The sequence below is a fragment of the Stakelama sediminis genome (assembly GCF_014199335.1).
Taxonomy (GTDB): Bacteria; Pseudomonadota; Alphaproteobacteria; order Sphingomonadales; family Sphingomonadaceae; genus Sphingomonas; species Sphingomonas sediminis.
The window spans coordinates 1,048,785-1,065,553 of the sequence record NZ_JACIJI010000001.1 but is presented as its reverse complement, the minus strand read 5'-3'; the positions used below and the strand labels follow the sequence as shown (position 1 = coordinate 1,065,553).

The window sequence follows — 16,769 nt, the reverse complement described above, 5'->3', positions numbered from 1 at the left end:
GGAATTTCGCGCGCGAACAAGGGGAATGCGCTCATGAAGACCAGCATCCGGGCCTATGACGTTGCCAGTCTGCTAGAACAGGTGCCGAGTGAAGTCACCACGCTGTCGCTCGACTGTTTCGATACACTGCTGTGGCGCGATGTGCAGGCACCGCGCGATGTGTTCGCCCGCATCGATCTGGAAGGCGGGGCGGTGGAACCGCGTATGTGGGCCGAACGTGCCGCGCGACAGGCGGCGAAGCTGCACCGCAAGACGGTCGAGGTAACGCTGCCCGAAATTTACACACGGCTGATGCCGGCGGCGGATGAGGATGCCATCGCCGCGGCGGTCGCGCATGAATGCGCACTGGAGGCGCGGCACTGTTTCGCCTTTGCGCCTACGGTCGAGCTGATCCGTCGCGCCCATGCCAGGGGGATGCGCGTCATCATCGTGTCCGACATCTACTTCTCGCACGCCGAACTGGTGGCGCTGCTGAAGGCGGTGGCGGGCGAAGAGGTCGTGGCGATGATCGACCGGGTGTTCGTGTCATCCGAATATGGCATCGGCAAAGGGGATGGCCTGTTCAAGACGGTGATGGCGGAGCTGGGTGCGGCCCCCGAAACCATCCTGCATGTGGGCGACAACAAGGTCGCCGATGTCATTGCGCCACAGGCTGTCGGTATTCATGCCGCGCATCTGGTGCAGTTTGACGAGGAAAGTGTAACGCGGCTGCGGCTCGAATCGGCGGCGGCGACGCTGATCGACCCGGAAGCGCGCGTTGCGGTGCCGGTCAGTCAGAACCATCGCGCGGCGGTGGCGCTGCGGCGCGAGGACAGCGATGTCGCGCGGCTGGGCCATGATGTGCTGGGACCGCTGTTCCACGGTTTTGCGTTGTGGGTACGCGATGAGGTTGCAGCACTGACCGCGCAACACGGCAGGCAGGTCAAGCCGCTGTTCCTGATGCGTGACGGTTTTTTGCCGCTGGAGGTGTTCCGCACCGTCTTTTCCGACGCCGGCGACGCCGCACCGATCGAGATCAGCCGCTATGTGGCGGCCTGTGCCAGCCTGACCGATGCCGAACGGCTGAAGGATTTCGTGACCGAGGCAGTGCATCGCGCGCCGCTGTCGGTGGTCGCGCGCCAGTTGCTGCTGTTCGGGCATGAGGGGGCGAAACTGGCCAAGATGAAGCCCGCGCAATTCTGCAAGGCGGTGCTGGAGCCGAAAATGGCGAAGCGCATCCTCGCACGCTCAGCGAAATTTACCGACCGGGTGCTGGCGCATCTGCGTCAGGCGGGCGTGAACGATGGCGACACCGTGATGTTTGTCGATCTGGGCTATAACGGATCGGTGCAGAATCAGATCGCACCGGTGCTGGCGGAAAAAATGGGGCTGCATGTCGTCGGCCGTTATTTGCTGCTGCGCGAGGAAGTGCGCTCGGGACTGGACAAGAAGGGTTTCTTCGACGTTCGTCATTATGAAACGCGCATGCTGCACGCGCTGTGCACGCAGGTAGCGGTGATCGAACAGCTGGCAACGGTCGCGCAGGGTTCGACCGTCGATTATGAAGAGGACGGCGCGCCCATCCGCAAGGAAGCGGATATCAAGGGTGGCCAGAGCGCGATCCGCGACAAGGTGCAGGCGGCGTGTATCGCCTATGCCCGCGATGCCGAAACCGGTGTGATGCGGGTAACGCAGGTGGAGGATGCCGACGACCGGCGGCGCAGTGCTGCTGCCGCATTGGCGCGGCTGATGTTTTTCCCCAGCGCCGAAGAGGTAACGCTGCTCGAAGCATTCGATCATGATGTCAATCTGGGCACGACCGAAGTGGTCAGGCTGCTCGACCGCGACAATTCGGCCGAGGGGCTGAAACGGCGCGGGCTGTCCTATATCAACGAAACCGACCGGATGTTCGTGCCGGGCGAGTTGCGCGGACACGGTCTGCCGCTCAACCTGTCGCTGCTGGCGTCGACCCGCTTCGCGCTCGATATCCGCAATGCCGATTTTCAGAGCGGTGGAATCGAACTGCCGGTAATTTTGATGAGTGCGCAGGGGCAGGGCGTGCATAATTTCGACGCCTATCCGACCGCGCAGGGATTTTACCGGATCAATATCCCGATGGGGCAGGAACGCTGGACACCGGCAATCCAGTTCGGGGTGCCGTTCGGCTGGGTACAGGTCGAATCGGCGATGTGGCACCGGCTGGCCGATTTCGATGCGAGCGCCCCGGTGTGCGGTGCAAATGCCGTGACCGTTACCGACGGTATGACGGATCATGGTGATGCGCTGTACCAGTGCAGTCCGAGCGGCTTTGTCATGGCACCGCCGCCCAAGGGCGACGAGCCGATGGTGTTGTCGGTGGTATTCCGTCCGGTCGTATGGCGCAAGGAAGCGGGCAGCCGCAAACAGGTTGCATAGCAACCCATAGCGCCCTCTATTCGCTGCTTGTGCGGGAACCGCTGTTGTTCTGAAACATTCGTTCAGGACAACAGGAGGAAATCATGGTTCAGCTACGCAGCGTGGGGATTGCGTTAATTGGGGGTGCCGCACTGTCGCTGATGGCTGCCGGGTGCAGCACAATGGCCGGTGTGCATCCGGCAGATGCCGAAACCACTCCGGCACCGGCAAGCCAGGAAGCGATTGCCACGCTGCGCACCGGCGATGGGGCGCAGGTAGGGACCGCGACGGCCACCGAACTGCCCGATGGCGGCGTTCGGATCGCCATCGATGCGCATGACCTGCCGCCCGGCGTGCATGGCGCGCATGTGCACACGACCGGTCGTTGCGCTCCGCCCGATTTTGCCAGCGCGGGCGGCCACTGGAACCCGACGGGCACGCATCACGGGATCAGTAACCCCGAAAACCCGAAGCCGCATGCGGGCGATATGCCCAATCTGATGATCGGCACGAACGGCGAAGGCTCGCTGGCGGTCAATCTTCCTGCAGGCACCTTTGCCGGGCTGATGGATGCCGACGGTTCGGCGCTGGTCATCCATGCCGGTGCTGACGATCTGAAAAGCGATCCGTCAGGCAACAGCGGTGCGCGAATCGCCTGTGGTGTGTTCATGGCGGCGTGATTCGAATTTTTGGGAATAGAATGGAAATTGCCGGCGTGACGGGCGTTCTCCCTGCGTAAGCAGTAGTGAGGATCAAGGCATGAACAAGGATCAGATCAAGCCGAATATGCGTGTTGTCGATACCCACGACCATGCGGTCGGGACCGTCGACCGGATTGAGGGCGATATTATCGACCTTGCGCGCAAGGATTTCGCGGACGGCCTGCATCACTTCGTACCGCTGGCTGCGGTAAAGCAGGTCGATGGCGATACGGTGATCGTTGAGCCGGGCGTAGCGACCACTGTCGAGGCCGTCACTGCGTCGATAGAATATGCGCATGCGCACCCGGCGGTATCGTCGCGGATCGGTGCGCTGTTCGGAGTCAGCGGCCACGGAACCGGTTTTGGCGGTTCGGGTATCGGCGACTGACCGGGTCGGTATGCTATACCGGTAGTCCGTTGACCATTTCCGGTCGGACGGAAGACAGGTTGAAAAGGCGGGCGCTGGGTGAGGCATCCGCCTTTTTCATTGCGGCGACTGTTTCAACCATGGTGCTGCCCGGGTCCAGAAGAGGATGTCGGCGCCCAGATAATCGGTAGCGAATGCCGTGATTGCCGCACGCGTGAAGGGCTTTCCGGTTTTGGGGTCGGTATAGGTGAGCGTCGGTCCCTGAATGGCCATTGCCACCAGCGGCAGGCGGTCGTGATCGGCGTGGAAGAAGGGATAACTGTTCTTCATCTGCGTCTTGCGCCAGGGCACGACGTCGGGACCACCCAGCCCGATATGATGCTGAATGGCGAAGGCAAAAAGACGGCTCATATAATGGCGGCTGTCATTCCATTCGCAGGGCCAGAAATTGACATATTGAACGACATGACTGTGCGGAAATGCCGCGCGGGCAGCCGCCATGTTCGACAGTTCGGCGTGGAAATAGCCGTCGCAACTGAACCCGGCGGGCGGATGCTTCTCGTCCATATCAAAGGCGGTTTCCGGAAGGTTCAGGCCGTATATTCGCCCGTCGAAGCGCTTGCCGAGAGCCGTCAGGAGGTGTTGAAACCGGTCGCGGACTGCCGGATCCCATTGACGCGTCACCCAGCCATGGCCCACCGGTCTGCCTTCGCCGGCATGATCGGTCTGCGGCGCAAGCCCGCCATGATAGGCGGGGTCGTGCAGCAGATACTCCGGAACGTTGCGTGCGCTGCGGCTGAAGAAACGATCCTGCACCTGCACGAACAGCTTTTTATGCGCGGCGTCGGCGCGCTTCAGATCGGCATCGATCGCCGAAAAATCATAGTGATCCTTTTGGGGTTCAAGCTGCCGCCAGCTATAGACGACCTGAAATCCGACAATGTCCGGGCGCTTCAGCAAATTGCCTGCGCTTGCCAGCCCCTCGCCGCCCAGGAATATGAAATTGACGGGGCGGGCGGCGGCAGAGCCGAGCGACATCAGCCCGGACGCGAACAGCGCACCGCAGGCCAGCAGGCGGAAGACACCCCGGCGCACTATTCGCCGCCCAGCGTGTCTTCTTCCTTGTAGCGGATTTGCAGATAGCGTCCGCGCGTCGCCAGCAGGTCGAGATCGCCCTGCGCCAGTTGTGACGACATCTGGCCTATTTCTTCGTCGATGACTTTCAATCCGTCGACCAGTTGCTGGTCGGGTGTGCGGCCATTGCGTTCGACCCGGCGCAGCGGTTCGGGCACGCGGGCATAGCCCTTCACCAGTTCGGGCAGTTGTTCGCCGACCAGCTTGCGTACCTCGGCGGCGGCGGGCTGGTTTTCGTCGAGCGTGGCAAGTTGCGGCGTCAGGGTTTCCAGCTTCACGCCGATCGAATCGGCCAGCAATTGCGCGGGGGCGGGAAGCGCCGGACGCTGGCGTTCCAGCCATTGTTCGGTTTGCAGCGGTAAGGCTTTGAGCGGAGCTTGTGTCAGCTTTTCCGCCGTGACCTCAGGGGAAAGCGGGAAGATCGCAAACAGCAGTGTCGCGGCGATCAGCGCCGCCATCACCGCCAGCGCGCCGCCCATGCCCAGCGGCACGATCCAGCCGATCACCAGTGCGGCGATGATGATGGCGATATCGGCGGCCGCGATCCGGCCCAGCCGGTGCAGAACCGCATCGCCGCGCCGTTTGCGCGCACGGTCACGCAGCGAGGCGTAGCGCTCACGCGAGCGGTCCAGCACTTCGCTGGAACGCGCAATCTGCCGGTCCACCTCGGTCGCCATGGCGGGTTACAGTGCCTCCAGTTTGAATGTGTCGTCGGCGCTGCCGGTATTTTGCGCAGCCCCTTCGGCCCGCGCGATATAGCCTTTCGACTTTTCGACCTCGTCCGACAGTGTGTTGACGGTGGTCTTCATCGAATCGAGCGCCTTCATCTTGAACGCGTCGATCGAATCCATGGTATCATAGATATTCTGAAACGCACGTTGCAGTGTTTCGACCGGTACCGTCGATCCGGCAGCCTGTTCATGAATGCGCGCGGTATTGTCCTTGAGCAGCTTGCCGGTCGAATCGATGATATTCGCGGTCGTGGTGTTGAGCGCGGTGATCTGATCGAGCACCAGTTTCTGATTGGTCATCGCCTGCGCGACGGTGACGGCAGTACGCAGCGCAGACACGGTGGTGGTGGATGCGCGGTCGACGCCCTTCACCAGCTCGACATTGTTTTTCTTCACCAGATCAAGGGCCAGATAGCCCTGCACCGTCACCGCCATCTGGGTGAGCAGATCCTGCGAACGCTGGCGGACATAGAAAAGCGCGGTTTCGCGGATGGCCTTGGCCTTGGCCGGGTCGGTAGAGTCGAGGTCGTTCGCCTTGTCCTCCAACTTTTTATCCATTTCCTTCGAGATATGGATCATCTGCTCCAGACGCCCCATCGCCGCCCACAGATTCTGCCGCTCCACGTCGATCGCGGCATTGTCCATCAGCAACTCGTCCTTGCCCGACGACAGGCTTTTCAGGATCGAGGCAATGTGCGTTTGCGAGGATTTGTAGCTGTCGAAATAATCGCGCATCTTGTTGCCGAACGGGATGATCCCGAACAGCTTTTTGGGTGCGAGCAGGTTGCCCTTCTTGCCGGGGTCGAGATCCTCGATCGTACGGCGAAGCTGGGCAAGGTCGGCGCCGACGCCCGATTCCTGATCCATCGCCTTGACCGGACGGTCGAGAAAGCGGTTCGACTGTCCGGCTGCGTCGCGGATTTCCTTCTGCCCCATGGCAGTGATCGCATCGACGCGCTTGCCGAATTCGGGACTGTTGACGTCCTGCGCGACCAGATCGTCGATGAACGCATCGACGCGGCTGTCGAGCTGGGTCTTTGTCTTTTCATCGACCGGCACCAGCCCGGCCGCCTTTTCGGGCGAAACAGGGGCCACCGGCTCGGGCGGGGTCAGTGTCAGTTCCTTGTCCGCCGTATCGGTCGCGGTCGTTGCCATGCTTGCCTCCAGAAAAGAGTCCTCCGGTTCAGAATGGAGCGGAATGCCGCCGCCATCAAGTGTATTAATTCAACCATACACATAGGGAATGCCCCCCGTACCATGCAAGGATTCCGAACGAGATCGTGCCGACCTGCGTTCGGCACCCACATTGAGCATGGTCGCGATCAAGGGAGATGTGATGCGTACGCTGTTACTTTCGGCCGGGGTGGCCGCTCTGGCGCTGGCTGCACCATCTGTTGTCGATGCCCAGGCGCATGGTAACGGCCACGGCCAGAGCAACCAGCACGACAATCCCGGCGATCATGGCAAGGGCCAGTCGCACGATAGCGGCAAAAGTCAAAGCCATGCTGCTACCGATCATGGCAAGCCGGCCACGCATGGGAATCCGCATACTTCGCAGTCGCACGGCAACGCCCAGATGCACGGTAATGCCTCTTCGCACGGGAACGGGAATGTCGGGTATGCTACGGATCATACTGAGCAACAGGCCCACGCCCGCGCCGATCAGGCCAAGCAGCAGCAAAAGGCCGATCACGGGCATTCCCAATGGGCCGGACAATCGTCCGACCATGGTCACGCAACGCCATCGCAGGCGCACGCGTCGGCCGACCAGCATGGACGCGCGCAAAACGGGCAGGGGCAGCAGGGCAGGGCGCAGAATCAGCACGGCAAATCCGGTGAGCAAGCTCAGATCCGGACCTATAAAAACCCCGACATCCAGCGGCAGACCGTCTGGAAGGCACGTTCCGACGTGCATTATGACAGCCATAACTCGCGGCAGTATTTCGGGGATCGCGACGTCCGTCGCGTTGATTATGTGCAGGGTTGCCCGCCGGGACTCGCCAAGAAGAATAACGGCTGCACGCCGCCGGGACAGGCGAAGAAACTGCGCGGCTATTCCAACCCCTATCAGAACTGGTACGGCTATGACCGCTATCGCGACAGTAGCGACTGGCGCTATTCCAACGGATATTTCGTTCGTACCCAGCCGACGACCAACCTGATCACTGCCTTCGTGCCGTTGCTGGGCGGCGCGCTTTATGACGGCAATAGCTGGCCGAGCAGCTATTCGGGCTATTCGGTGTCGCCTTATTATGACAGCTATTACGGCTATGACAGCGGCAATTACGATTATCGCTATGCCGATAATGCGATCTTCGCCGTCAATCCGCAGACGCAGAATATTCAGTCGATCGCAGGGCTGCTGACCGGCAATGACTGGACGGTCGGGCAGGCGATGCCCGCAGGGTATGACCTGTACAATGTCCCGCCAGCCTATCGCAGCCAATATTACGATACGCCCAGCGAAATGTATCGGTACAGCGACGGCTATGTCTATCGGGTCGACCCGACGACGCGACTGGTGCAGGCCGCAATTCAGTTGCTCAGCTAAAACAGACAGGAGGTTGCACATGCGCACGATTGCAGTCGCCATGACGGCAGGTTTACTGATGCTCGCGGGATGCAGCGGGAATGATAACGGCAATAGCGCGGCCACCAATAACAGTGCTGCAACGACGGTTCCGTCGGACAATCTGGTGCAGGCACTGGATGGTGCCGACAATCTCGACAGCTTTTCCGATCTGGTCAAAAAGGCCGGACTGGACAAGGCGCTGAGCGGCAATGCGAGCTATACCATTTTCGCGCCCACCGATCAGGCGATCGATGCCCTTCCCAAGGATGAGCGCGATACTCTGAACAGCGATGCCGGACGGCCGAAACTGATCGCATTGCTGCGCCAGCATATCGCCACCGGCTATGTCGAGATGGGAGACCTGCAAAAGGGGCTGTCGTCCGACAAGGGTAAGGTAACGCTGGCGACGATGAGCGGCAATGCGATTACGCTGGACAAGAGCGGCAACGCCATCGCCATCGGATCGGGCAGCGACGCGCCGCAGATCGCCGGTGATCCGATCCGCGCAAGTAACGGCGTGATCTATCCGATCAGCAAGGTCATCCCGCCGCAGGCCGACGCGAATTAATAATATCTGTCGCTATCGTCGGGCGCGTGTGAAACGCGCCCGACGGTTCGGCAATCAGCTTCCCTGTGCGTAGAAACGTTGCAGGTCGAGGCGCATTTCATGGCGCGCCTTCGGGTTCAGATAGATCATGTGACCCGCAGGATAATATTTGAATTCCAGATTCTTATCGAGCGTACGCGGGATCATCATGTGTTTGAGATCGCGTTCGGTGGAGAAGAACGGCGTCGCCATATCGTAATAGCCGTTGAGCGAAAGCACGCGCAGATGCGGGTTGGTGCGCATCGCCTTTGACAGATCCTGTGCGACATCGACCATTTCCTCCTTGCGACCATTCGGGCCGACATGGCTGAAATCCCAGTCGAAATCGCGGGAGTCCCAGACGGACAGGCGATAGTTGAGGTCGGTCTTGTAATCGAATTCGCGCGTTAGCCGATCCATGAAGCCGCTGACATAGGCCTGATTGATGCTTGTGTCGGACGCGTCATAACCGGGGCGTGCACCAACGGAATCGGTGTCGGTGCCGATATAGCGACCGTCGAAACGCCCGACCGTTTCATACTGGTTACGCAGCAGTTCCTTGCGGAAATGGCTGAGCGTCACGCGCAGATTGGCCTGTTTCAGATAGGCGACCGGCAGGCCGATGAAATCGTGCAATTGCTGCGCAATCTGGTCTTCTTCCTGCGGAGAAATGTCCTGTCCTTTGGCCAGCGCAGCAGCATAAGGGCCACTGGCGAACTGGCGCGCCCGTTCGACGAAACCGGCAAGATCCGAGGGCTTGTTGGGCACCATGTTGTGATACCAGGCAACGGCGGCGAAGGTCGGCAGATAGCCGATATAAACCTCGTCATAGCCCGGCTGATCGACACCGTAATTCAGGATGGTCGATTGCAGCATCACCCCGTTGATGGCGACACCCGCATCCTCCAGCGCCAGCGAAAGACCGGCGGCGCGGGTGGTGCCATAGCTTTCGCCATAAATATATTTGGGGTCATTCCAGCGCTTGTTGATGGTCAGATAGCGTTTGATCGCTTTGGTGAAGGACTCGATGTCCGCATCGGTGCCATAGAAATCCTTGGCCGGCGCGTTACCCAGACGGCGCGAATAGCCGGTGCCGACCGCGTCGAGAAACACCATGTCGGTGCTGCCGATCAGCGTGTCGGGGTTGGACTTGATCGGCAGCGGTGCAGGCGGCACCGTCACCGGATCGGTGGTGTTGAGGATTTCCGGCGCGAACGATCCCATGCGCAGCCACAGTGTCGCCGAACCCGGACCACCGTTCCAGAAGAATGTCACCGGACGATGCTTCCCGGGCGAGGTATAAGCGGTGTAGAAAAAGCTCGCTTCGGGCTCACCCTTGGCATTGCGGATGGTCAGCGTTCCGGCGGTCGCGGTATAGGGGATGGTGCGCCCGTCGACGACCGCCTTGCCGGTATGGGTTTTGGTGATTTCCTTGACCGGTGCATTGGCCCAGTGATCGGCAATATCCTTTGCCTGATCCTTGCCGTTGATATCGGACGCGCTGGACGAATCGTGATCCCCTTGTTTCTGCTGCGCCAATGCCGGGCTAGAGAGGGCGAGGCAGGCGGCAAGGGTGATGGCGGCAGAAAGACGCATGGGGGCTCCTTGAGAAGACTTGGGGAAACTGCGTAGGTGACGTTACCATATTACATCAGCGACACAGTGCAAGGCATTCGCGTTGCGTTGCGGCATGGTTTTCGCTAAGGGCACGCTCACGCACCAGAGCGGCAGGGGACGCCGCGGGGCCGTTAAGCCAAGTTTCAGCAGATCAGAGAGTTTTCATGAGCCTCCGCAACGTGGCGATCATCGCCCATGTCGACCACGGCAAGACCACGCTTGTCGACCAGTTGTTCCGTCAGTCCGGCACGTTCCGCGACAATCAGCGCGTCGAGGAACGCGCGATGGATTCGAACGACCTGGAAAAGGAACGCGGGATTACCATTCTCGCCAAATGTACCTCGATTGAATGGACACCCGAGGGCGGTGAGGCGACTCGCATCAATATCGTCGATACGCCCGGCCACGCCGATTTCGGCGGTGAGGTGGAGCGCATCCTGTCGATGGTCGACGGGGTCATTCTGCTGGTCGATGCCGCCGAAGGCGCGATGCCGCAGACCAAGTTCGTCACCGGCAAGGCACTGGCACTAGGGTTGAAGCCCATTGTCGTCGTCAACAAGATCGACCGGTCGGACGCGCGCGCGCAGGAAGTGCTGGACGAGGTATTCGACCTGTTCGTCAATCTGGACGCCAATGAGGAACAGCTCGATTTTCCCGTGCTGTTCGCTTCGGGCCGCAACGGCTATGCCAGCGAGGATGCTGATGCGCGCGAAGGTACGCTGACGCCGTTGTTCGAAAAGATCGTCGGCCATGTGCCTGCGCCGGATGTCGATCCCGATGCCGCGTTCAAGTTCCTTGTCACGCTGCTCGACCGCGACAATTTCGTCGGTCGTATTCTGACCGGCCGAGTCGAGCAGGGCACGGTCAAGATGAACATGCCGATCCATGCGCTCGACGCGTCGGGCAAGGTGGTCGAACAAGGGCGCGCGACGAAGATCATGGCGTTTCGCGGTCTGGAACGTGTGCCGGTGGAAGAGGCGAAGGCCGGCGACATCATCTCAATGGCCGGGCTTGAAGTCGCGACGGTGGCCAACACTATCGCCGATATTTCGGTGCGTGAACCGATCGAGGCGCAGCCGATCGACCCGCCGACACTCAGCATGCGTTTTGCGGTCAACGACTCGCCGATGGCGGGCCGCGAAGGGTCCAAGGTCACCAGCCGGATGATCCGCGACCGCCTGTTCCGTGAAGCGGAATCGAACGTCGCGATTCGCGTTACTGAAAGCGACGACAAGGATAGTTTCGACGTCGCCGGGCGCGGCGAGCTTCAGCTTGGTGTGCTGATTGAAACGATGCGTCGCGAGGGCTTTGAACTGGGCATCAGCCGCCCGCGCGTGCTGTTCCGTGATGGTGAAGGGGGTCGCGAAGAGCCGTATGAAAGTGTCGTTATCGATGTCGATGACGAATTTTCCGGCACGGTCGTCGAGAAGATGAACCTGCGCAAGGCGGAGATGACCGATATGCGCCCGTCGGGTGGCGGCAAGACGCGCATCACCTTTTCCGCGCCGTCACGCGGCCTGATCGGCTATCACGGCGAATTCCTATCCGATACGCGCGGCACCGGCATTATGAACCGCGTGTTCGAGAAATACGGGCCGTACAAGGGCCAGATCGAGGGCCGCAAGAACGGCGTGCTGATTTCCAACGGCAATGGCGAAGCCAATGCCTATGCGCTCAACGCGCTGGAGGATCGCGGCATCCTGATGGTCGGCCCCGGCGAAGCGCTCTATGAGGGCATGGTCATCGGCGAAAATGCCAAGACGGATGACCTGGAAGTCAATCCGATGAAGGCGAAGCAGCTCACCAATATCCGCTCTTCGGGCAAGGATGATGCAATTCGCCTGACCCCGCCGCGCAAGCTGACGCTGGAACAGGCGATCGCCTATATCGACGATGACGAGATGGTCGAGGTGACGCCCAAGACGATTCGGCTGCGCAAGCGCCATCTCGATCCGCATGAGCGTAAGCGCGCCAAGCGAAAGGCCGATGCGGCCTGATCCACTTCATTCAGTGCGGACCATTGCGTATCTTTGCTGTCCATAGGGCATGAAGCTCTCCTGACAGTAAGGAGGAATGGTCATGGTGAAAGACTATACTGAGATCGTCGGTAATATTTCCGAATATGTCGGTGAACTGCGTAAGGCAGAACCGGATGCGCTAAGCGGATTTTACGCAATGGTCGAAGGGGCGTGTGCCGACGGCGCGCTCGACAAGAAGACCAAGGAACTGATGGCGATGGCGATCGCCGTGGCGCTACGGTGCGACGGCTGTATCGGATTTCACGCTAAATCGCTGGTCGAACAGGGCGTGACGCGTGAGGAATTGACCGAAGCGCTGGCGACCTGCGTCTATATGGGCGGCGGTCCGTCGCTGATGTATGCTGCCGATGCCTTACGTGCTTATGACCAGTTTGTTCGGTTGAAGCCCGTACCGGTCTGAGAGTACATCCGAAAAGGGGAAAGTCATGGCGGTCGTTTCGGCGTTGCTGCTTGCACTGGCGCAGGGGGCGGTGAAGCCGTCCTGTTCTCCTGCCCATCTGGAGCAATGTTCAGATACCAACCAGTTGATCTGGTCGGATGCGTTCACGGCCGAACTGAAGGCGTTTCTGGGCGGGATGCGCGGCAGCTATCTCTTCGATGATGCGCCGGTATTCGACCAGCAGCGCGAAGTGCTGGGCGGCCCGCCGGATGTGCCGCAGCGCCTGACCAACGGCGACTGGCTGTTCACCGCCTGCCGCGCCCATAGCTGCGAGGAAAAGGGCGCCGTGGTGCTATCGCCTGAAGGCCATATCCTTGCCACCGGGATGCTGGACTTTCATTGCCATAAGACACCGCCCTATCAGGCCGGATGCGAGCGGGGACCGACGCTGGATGTGTTCGTCGCACATCACGGCGACCACCGGGATGCCGTGGCGGCAATGCGTCGCTGGGCCGAGGCGAAGGCGGTGGAGTTGTATCGTGCCGAGCCGGAGAGTTTTGCGCCGTTTCAGGGGGTGGAGGAACGCGGCGTGCTCGACGAACGGGCGATGCGTGACAAATAGAGCCGGGCCACGGCTTCTTCGTCACAAAACGGATTGCCCGCCATGTTGTGGCGGTACGAGTGTCGCGATCGAAAGCATTTCATATGGCGGGTTGCCGTTGGCGGCCGGAACGCCGATATTGCTGCGCTGCAACACGAGCCGTCGGAGATTATCATGGCATCCCATCGTTCAGGGGCGCATCCCGCCCTCGTTCTGTTTGCGCTTGCCATGGGCGGGTTCGCGATCGGAACGACCGAATTCGCGACGATGAGCCTGTTGCCCTATTTCGCGCCGGATCTGGGCATCGACGCACCGACCGCGGGGCATGTCATCTCCGCCTATGCGCTGGGGGTGGTGGTCGGCGCGCCGTTGCTGGCGGTGGTGTCGGCCCGAATGGGCAGGCGCAAGCTGCTGATCGCGCTGATGGGCCTGTTCGCGCTGGGCAACGGACTGAGCGCAATTGCACCCGATTATCATGCCATGTTGCTGTTCCGCTTTATCAGCGGATTGCCGCATGGCGCCTATTTCGGCATCGCGTCGCTGATGGCTGCATCTCAGGTGTCGGCGGATCGGCGGACATGGGCAGTTTCGCGCGTTATGCTGGGACTGACCGTCGCGACGATCATCGGCGTGCCGCTGGCCGACTGGCTGGGCCAGCTTGCCGGATGGCGCTGGGGCTTCGTCACGGTGTCGGTACTGGCGCTGACCACCGCGCTCCTGATCGCCTTGTTCGCGCCGGCCCAGCCTGCGCAGGAAGGGGCCAGCCCGTTACGCGAACTCAGTGCGCTCAAACGCTCGCAGGTGTGGTGGACGCTGATGGTAGGCGCGATCGGGTTCGGTGGCATGTTCGCGGTCTATACCTATCTGTCTTCGACGCTGCTCAACGTCACCCATGTCTCGCCGTTGATCGTGCCGCTTTATCTCGGCCTGTTCGGGCTGGGCATGACGATCGGCAATCTGGTCGTGCCGGTTTTTGCCGACCGCGCACTCATGCCGACGGCGGCAGGAGTGCTGATATGGAGCATTGTCGCCATGATCCTCTTCGCGCTGGTCGCGGGCATAGCCTGGGCGGTGGCGCTGGCGGTGTTCCTGATCGGGTGCGGCGGCGCGCTGGGGACAGTGTTGCAGACGCGGCTGATGGATGTGGCAGGCGATGCACAGGCGCTGGCGGCAGCACTCAATCACTCGGCATTCAATACGGCCAATGCGCTGGGGCCGCTGCTGGCCGGGATTGCGCTGGCGGCGGGCTATGACTGGCCGTCGGTGGGATGGGTTGGTGCGGCGCTTGGTGGGGGCGGCCTGTTGCTCTGGCTCGGGGCGGTACTCGATACGCGGCGCAAGCATGGCGCTGAAGGGGATGGGGTGACCTGCGAAGCGGCATGAGGCGTATATGGGCCGGCCCGCCGCCCCAATGGGAGCAAAAGCGGCGGGCCGGTAATGCGAACCCCTCCCCCCTGAGGAGTGCTTACAAATCCGACAATAGGACAGAGGATTGAAGCATAGCTAAATCGTCGCCTACGGGTTTTCCGTCAGGTTTCAGCTTTCCGCCATGGCCATGATCTTTTTCCATTCGGTATCTGTGACGGGACTGACCGAAAGCCGCGACTGGCGCAGCGTTGCCATGTCGGCAAGCGCAGGTTCGGCCTTCATGGCTTTCAATGGGACAGCGCGGGGAAGCGGGGAGAGCGGTTTTACTTCAATCGAAACCCAGTTGCCTTCATCGCCATCGGGTTGGGCGGTGCGGCTGACCTCCATGATGCCGACGATCTCCGGACCCTTGCCGCTATGGTAGAAAAAGGCGTGGTCGCCGACCTCCATCGCGCGCAGGTTTTTGGCCGCCGCATGGTTGCGCACGCCCGTCCATTCGGTGCTGTGGTCGCGGATCAGATCGTCCCAGCCATATTCCTCCGGCTCCGATTTCATCAGCCAATACGCCATGATGCACCTTCCTGTTCAGTTCTCGCCAAGTCGAACTTGCCTAAACCATAGCTTAACGCCCAGTTCCGGGGTCGTTCAGATGGGTTTTGCTATACCAATATCAATCGTCGGGTCTTCTGCCTGTTCTTTGGCGAAAGGTTCTTGACGATGGAAGTCAGGAGGACGCCATGAACAGATTGATTACCAGGGCGGCGATGGGGCTTGCGCTCGGCGCGACTGCGCTGACCGTCGCAGCACCTGCAGAAGCCCAGCGCTATCGCCATTACCGTCACCACGACAATGGTGCCGGCACGGCGATCGTTGCGGGGATTGCGGGGCTGGCCATTGGTGCTGCCATCGCATCGTCGAACAATGACCGCCGCTATTATGACAATGGCTATTACGATAACGGATATTATCGGAACGATTATTATCCGCGTGATCGCTATTATAACGATTATCGCTATCGGGACGCCCGCTATTGCTCGGTTCGCCGCGTATGGGATCCCTATCTCCATCGTCACGTAGCGGTCCGCTATTGCCGCTGATGCGGCGATAGCGCCCGCAACGGGCCTGATGAAAAGGACCGGTTTACGCCGGTCCTTTTTCTTTACCCCTTTTCCCCGACGTGATTCTGCGGCAAAGGCCTGCGTCTATGACTGATACGCCCCCCGACCATCTGTCGATCAATCCGCGCAGCCCCCATTTCGATCAGGCCGTCCTCGAACGCGGCATCGGCATCCGCTTCAAGGGCAAGGAGCGCCGCGATGTTGAGGAATATTCGGTATCCGAGGGCTGGATTCGCGTCGCACTGGGCAAGAAGGTGGATCGCCACGGTCAGCCGCTGACGATCAAGCTGAGCGGACCTGTCGAACCCTATTATCAGGACGCTGAAAGCGATACCGGCCCGCAGGACGAAATCGACGAAGCCTGAACGCATTGCAAGATAGTGTCTGTTTGCAGGATTGCGATATTGCAGTTGATAATGTAACGTTATATCATAAGTCCATTGTGGGTTTTGTGAGTGTGGGAGAGAGGCATGGTGCCGTTAATGCTTGGTGTCGCATCAAGCATGTCGATCGCTGCGGGCGGCATCGTTGCCCTGCGTCTTCAGCGGCATCGCGCATTGCTGGTCGCATTCGCGGCCGGTACGATGTTGATGATCGCGCTTCTCGACCTGTTTCCCTCTGCATGGCGGCTGATGTCCGGTACATTATCCCTGCCGTTGCTGGTGGCGATGGCACTGTTCGGGATCGTTGTCGGGTCGCGTTTTGATGAGGGCGGAGCGTCGGGTCGATGGACACCGGGCTGGCTGTTTCTGCACGCCCTGATCGGCGGACTGGCAATTGGTGTCGGCTTTCACATTTCGTGGCAGACCGGTGTTATTCTCGCGGTGGCATCCGCGACGCACGGTCTGGCACATGGTGCCAATGCCGTGGTGCTGAGCGATCCCGCAAACCGCCCGTTAAGCGCCAAAGGCTGGCTGATCGTCAATATCACGGCGCCGGTGCTGGGGGTTTTGCTGTCGCGCGGGATTACGGTACCGCCGACGCTCTTGGCGCTGATGCTGTCCTTTATTGCCGGAGCATTTGTTTCTGTCGCCGTCCGGCATCTTCCCCGGCGCTGGTCGGCGCAGGGCGCGTATCAGTGGCAGGCGGTACTGGTCGGCGCGGTCGCGGTGATCGCTTTTCAGTGGATCATGCCCTGAACGACACCCCATGCGGCGTGCGGGGAGGGCGTCGTAGCGCCGTC

17 protein-coding genes are annotated in these 16,769 nt (G+C 60.7%); 12 read left to right on the top strand and 5 right to left on the bottom strand.

Going from position 1 to position 16,769, the window contains the following annotated elements:
- Positions 1 to 33 precede the first annotated feature (33 nt).
- From FHR23_RS05450 to FHR23_RS05440, 3 genes are all read left to right on the top strand, one after another.
- Entirely contained in the window at positions 34 to 2,394 is a 2,361-nt protein-coding gene (locus tag FHR23_RS05450; protein WP_184001856.1) for an HAD family hydrolase, read from the top strand.
- 83 nt (positions 2,395 to 2,477) lie between these two features.
- Positions 2,478 to 3,053, top strand: a complete 576-nt coding sequence (locus FHR23_RS05445) for a superoxide dismutase family protein (protein ID WP_184001855.1) — start codon at positions 2,478 to 2,480, stop codon at positions 3,051 to 3,053.
- Between the two features lie 79 nt (positions 3,054 to 3,132).
- On the top strand, positions 3,133 to 3,462 hold the full coding sequence (locus FHR23_RS05440) for a DUF2171 domain-containing protein (protein ID WP_184001854.1): 330 nt from the start codon (positions 3,133 to 3,135) through the stop codon (positions 3,460 to 3,462).
- Between the two features lie 96 nt (positions 3,463 to 3,558).
- Here FHR23_RS05440 and FHR23_RS05435 read toward each other — a convergent pair whose 3' ends face one another.
- The 3 genes from FHR23_RS05435 to FHR23_RS05425 are packed head-to-tail and all read right to left on the bottom strand — an operon-like array spanning position 3,559 to position 6,461.
- The gene (locus FHR23_RS05435) at positions 3,559 to 4,536 is read right to left on the bottom strand and encodes a hypothetical protein (protein WP_343043013.1); all 978 of its coding nucleotides are present in this window, start codon (positions 4,534 to 4,536) and stop codon (positions 3,559 to 3,561) included.
- Positions 4,536 to 5,252 carry an HAD family hydrolase gene (locus FHR23_RS05430; protein ID WP_184001853.1) on the bottom strand — a complete coding sequence of 239 codons (717 nt, stop codon included), beginning with the start codon at positions 5,250 to 5,252 and terminating at the stop codon, positions 4,536 to 4,538. Before FHR23_RS05430 ends, FHR23_RS05435 begins: the two co-directional genes overlap by 1 nt.
- A gap of 6 nt (positions 5,253 to 5,258) precedes the next feature.
- On the bottom strand, positions 5,259 to 6,461 hold the full coding sequence (locus tag FHR23_RS05425) for a toxic anion resistance protein (protein ID WP_184001852.1): 1,203 nt from the start codon (positions 6,459 to 6,461) through the stop codon (positions 5,259 to 5,261).
- 181 nt (positions 6,462 to 6,642) lie between these two features.
- Here FHR23_RS05425 and FHR23_RS05420 point away from each other — a divergent pair, with 181 nt between their 5' ends.
- Positions 6,643 to 7,857, top strand: coding sequence for a hypothetical protein (locus tag FHR23_RS05420; protein ID WP_184002238.1), 1,215 nt, complete (start codon positions 6,643 to 6,645; stop codon positions 7,855 to 7,857).
- 19 nt (positions 7,858 to 7,876) lie between these two features.
- On the top strand, positions 7,877 to 8,446 hold the full coding sequence (locus FHR23_RS05415) for a fasciclin domain-containing protein (RefSeq protein ID WP_184001851.1): 570 nt from the start codon (positions 7,877 to 7,879) through the stop codon (positions 8,444 to 8,446).
- Positions 8,447 to 8,500: 54 nt separating this feature from the next.
- On the opposite strand, the gene FHR23_RS05410 is transcribed toward FHR23_RS05415, so the two are convergent.
- A complete protein-coding gene (locus tag FHR23_RS05410) occupies positions 8,501 to 10,060 on the bottom strand; it encodes a S10 family peptidase (protein ID WP_184001850.1) in 1,560 nt (519 codons plus the stop codon).
- Between the two features lie 185 nt (positions 10,061 to 10,245).
- Here FHR23_RS05410 and typA point away from each other — a divergent pair, with 185 nt between their 5' ends.
- From typA to FHR23_RS05390, 4 genes are all read left to right on the top strand, one after another.
- Positions 10,246 to 12,078, top strand: coding sequence for a translational GTPase TypA (gene typA, locus FHR23_RS05405; protein ID WP_184001849.1), 1,833 nt, complete (start codon positions 10,246 to 10,248; stop codon positions 12,076 to 12,078).
- A gap of 82 nt (positions 12,079 to 12,160) precedes the next feature.
- Complete coding sequence (locus tag FHR23_RS05400; RefSeq protein ID WP_184001848.1) at positions 12,161 to 12,520, top strand: carboxymuconolactone decarboxylase family protein; 360 nt, start codon at positions 12,161 to 12,163, stop codon at positions 12,518 to 12,520.
- 25 nt (positions 12,521 to 12,545) lie between these two features.
- Entirely contained in the window at positions 12,546 to 13,121 is a 576-nt protein-coding gene (locus FHR23_RS05395; RefSeq protein ID WP_184001847.1) for a hypothetical protein, read from the top strand.
- A gap of 153 nt (positions 13,122 to 13,274) precedes the next feature.
- Positions 13,275 to 14,483, top strand: a complete 1,209-nt coding sequence (locus tag FHR23_RS05390) for an MFS transporter (protein WP_184001846.1) — start codon at positions 13,275 to 13,277, stop codon at positions 14,481 to 14,483.
- 153 nt (positions 14,484 to 14,636) lie between these two features.
- Here FHR23_RS05390 and FHR23_RS05385 read toward each other — a convergent pair whose 3' ends face one another.
- Positions 14,637 to 15,038, bottom strand: coding sequence for an EVE domain-containing protein (locus FHR23_RS05385; protein ID WP_184001845.1), 402 nt, complete (start codon positions 15,036 to 15,038; stop codon positions 14,637 to 14,639).
- 167 nt (positions 15,039 to 15,205) lie between these two features.
- Between FHR23_RS05385 and FHR23_RS05380 the strand changes: the two genes are divergently transcribed.
- From FHR23_RS05380 to FHR23_RS05370, 3 genes are all read left to right on the top strand, one after another.
- The gene (locus FHR23_RS05380; protein WP_184001844.1) at positions 15,206 to 15,565 is read left to right on the top strand and encodes a hypothetical protein; all 360 of its coding nucleotides are present in this window, start codon (positions 15,206 to 15,208) and stop codon (positions 15,563 to 15,565) included.
- A gap of 107 nt (positions 15,566 to 15,672) precedes the next feature.
- Positions 15,673 to 15,951, top strand: coding sequence for a DUF3297 family protein (locus FHR23_RS05375; RefSeq protein WP_184001843.1), 279 nt, complete (start codon positions 15,673 to 15,675; stop codon positions 15,949 to 15,951).
- A 105-nt stretch (positions 15,952 to 16,056) separates the two neighbouring features.
- Complete coding sequence (locus FHR23_RS05370) at positions 16,057 to 16,725, top strand: ZIP family metal transporter (protein WP_184001842.1); 669 nt, start codon at positions 16,057 to 16,059, stop codon at positions 16,723 to 16,725.
- Positions 16,726 to 16,769: the final 44 nt, after the last annotated feature.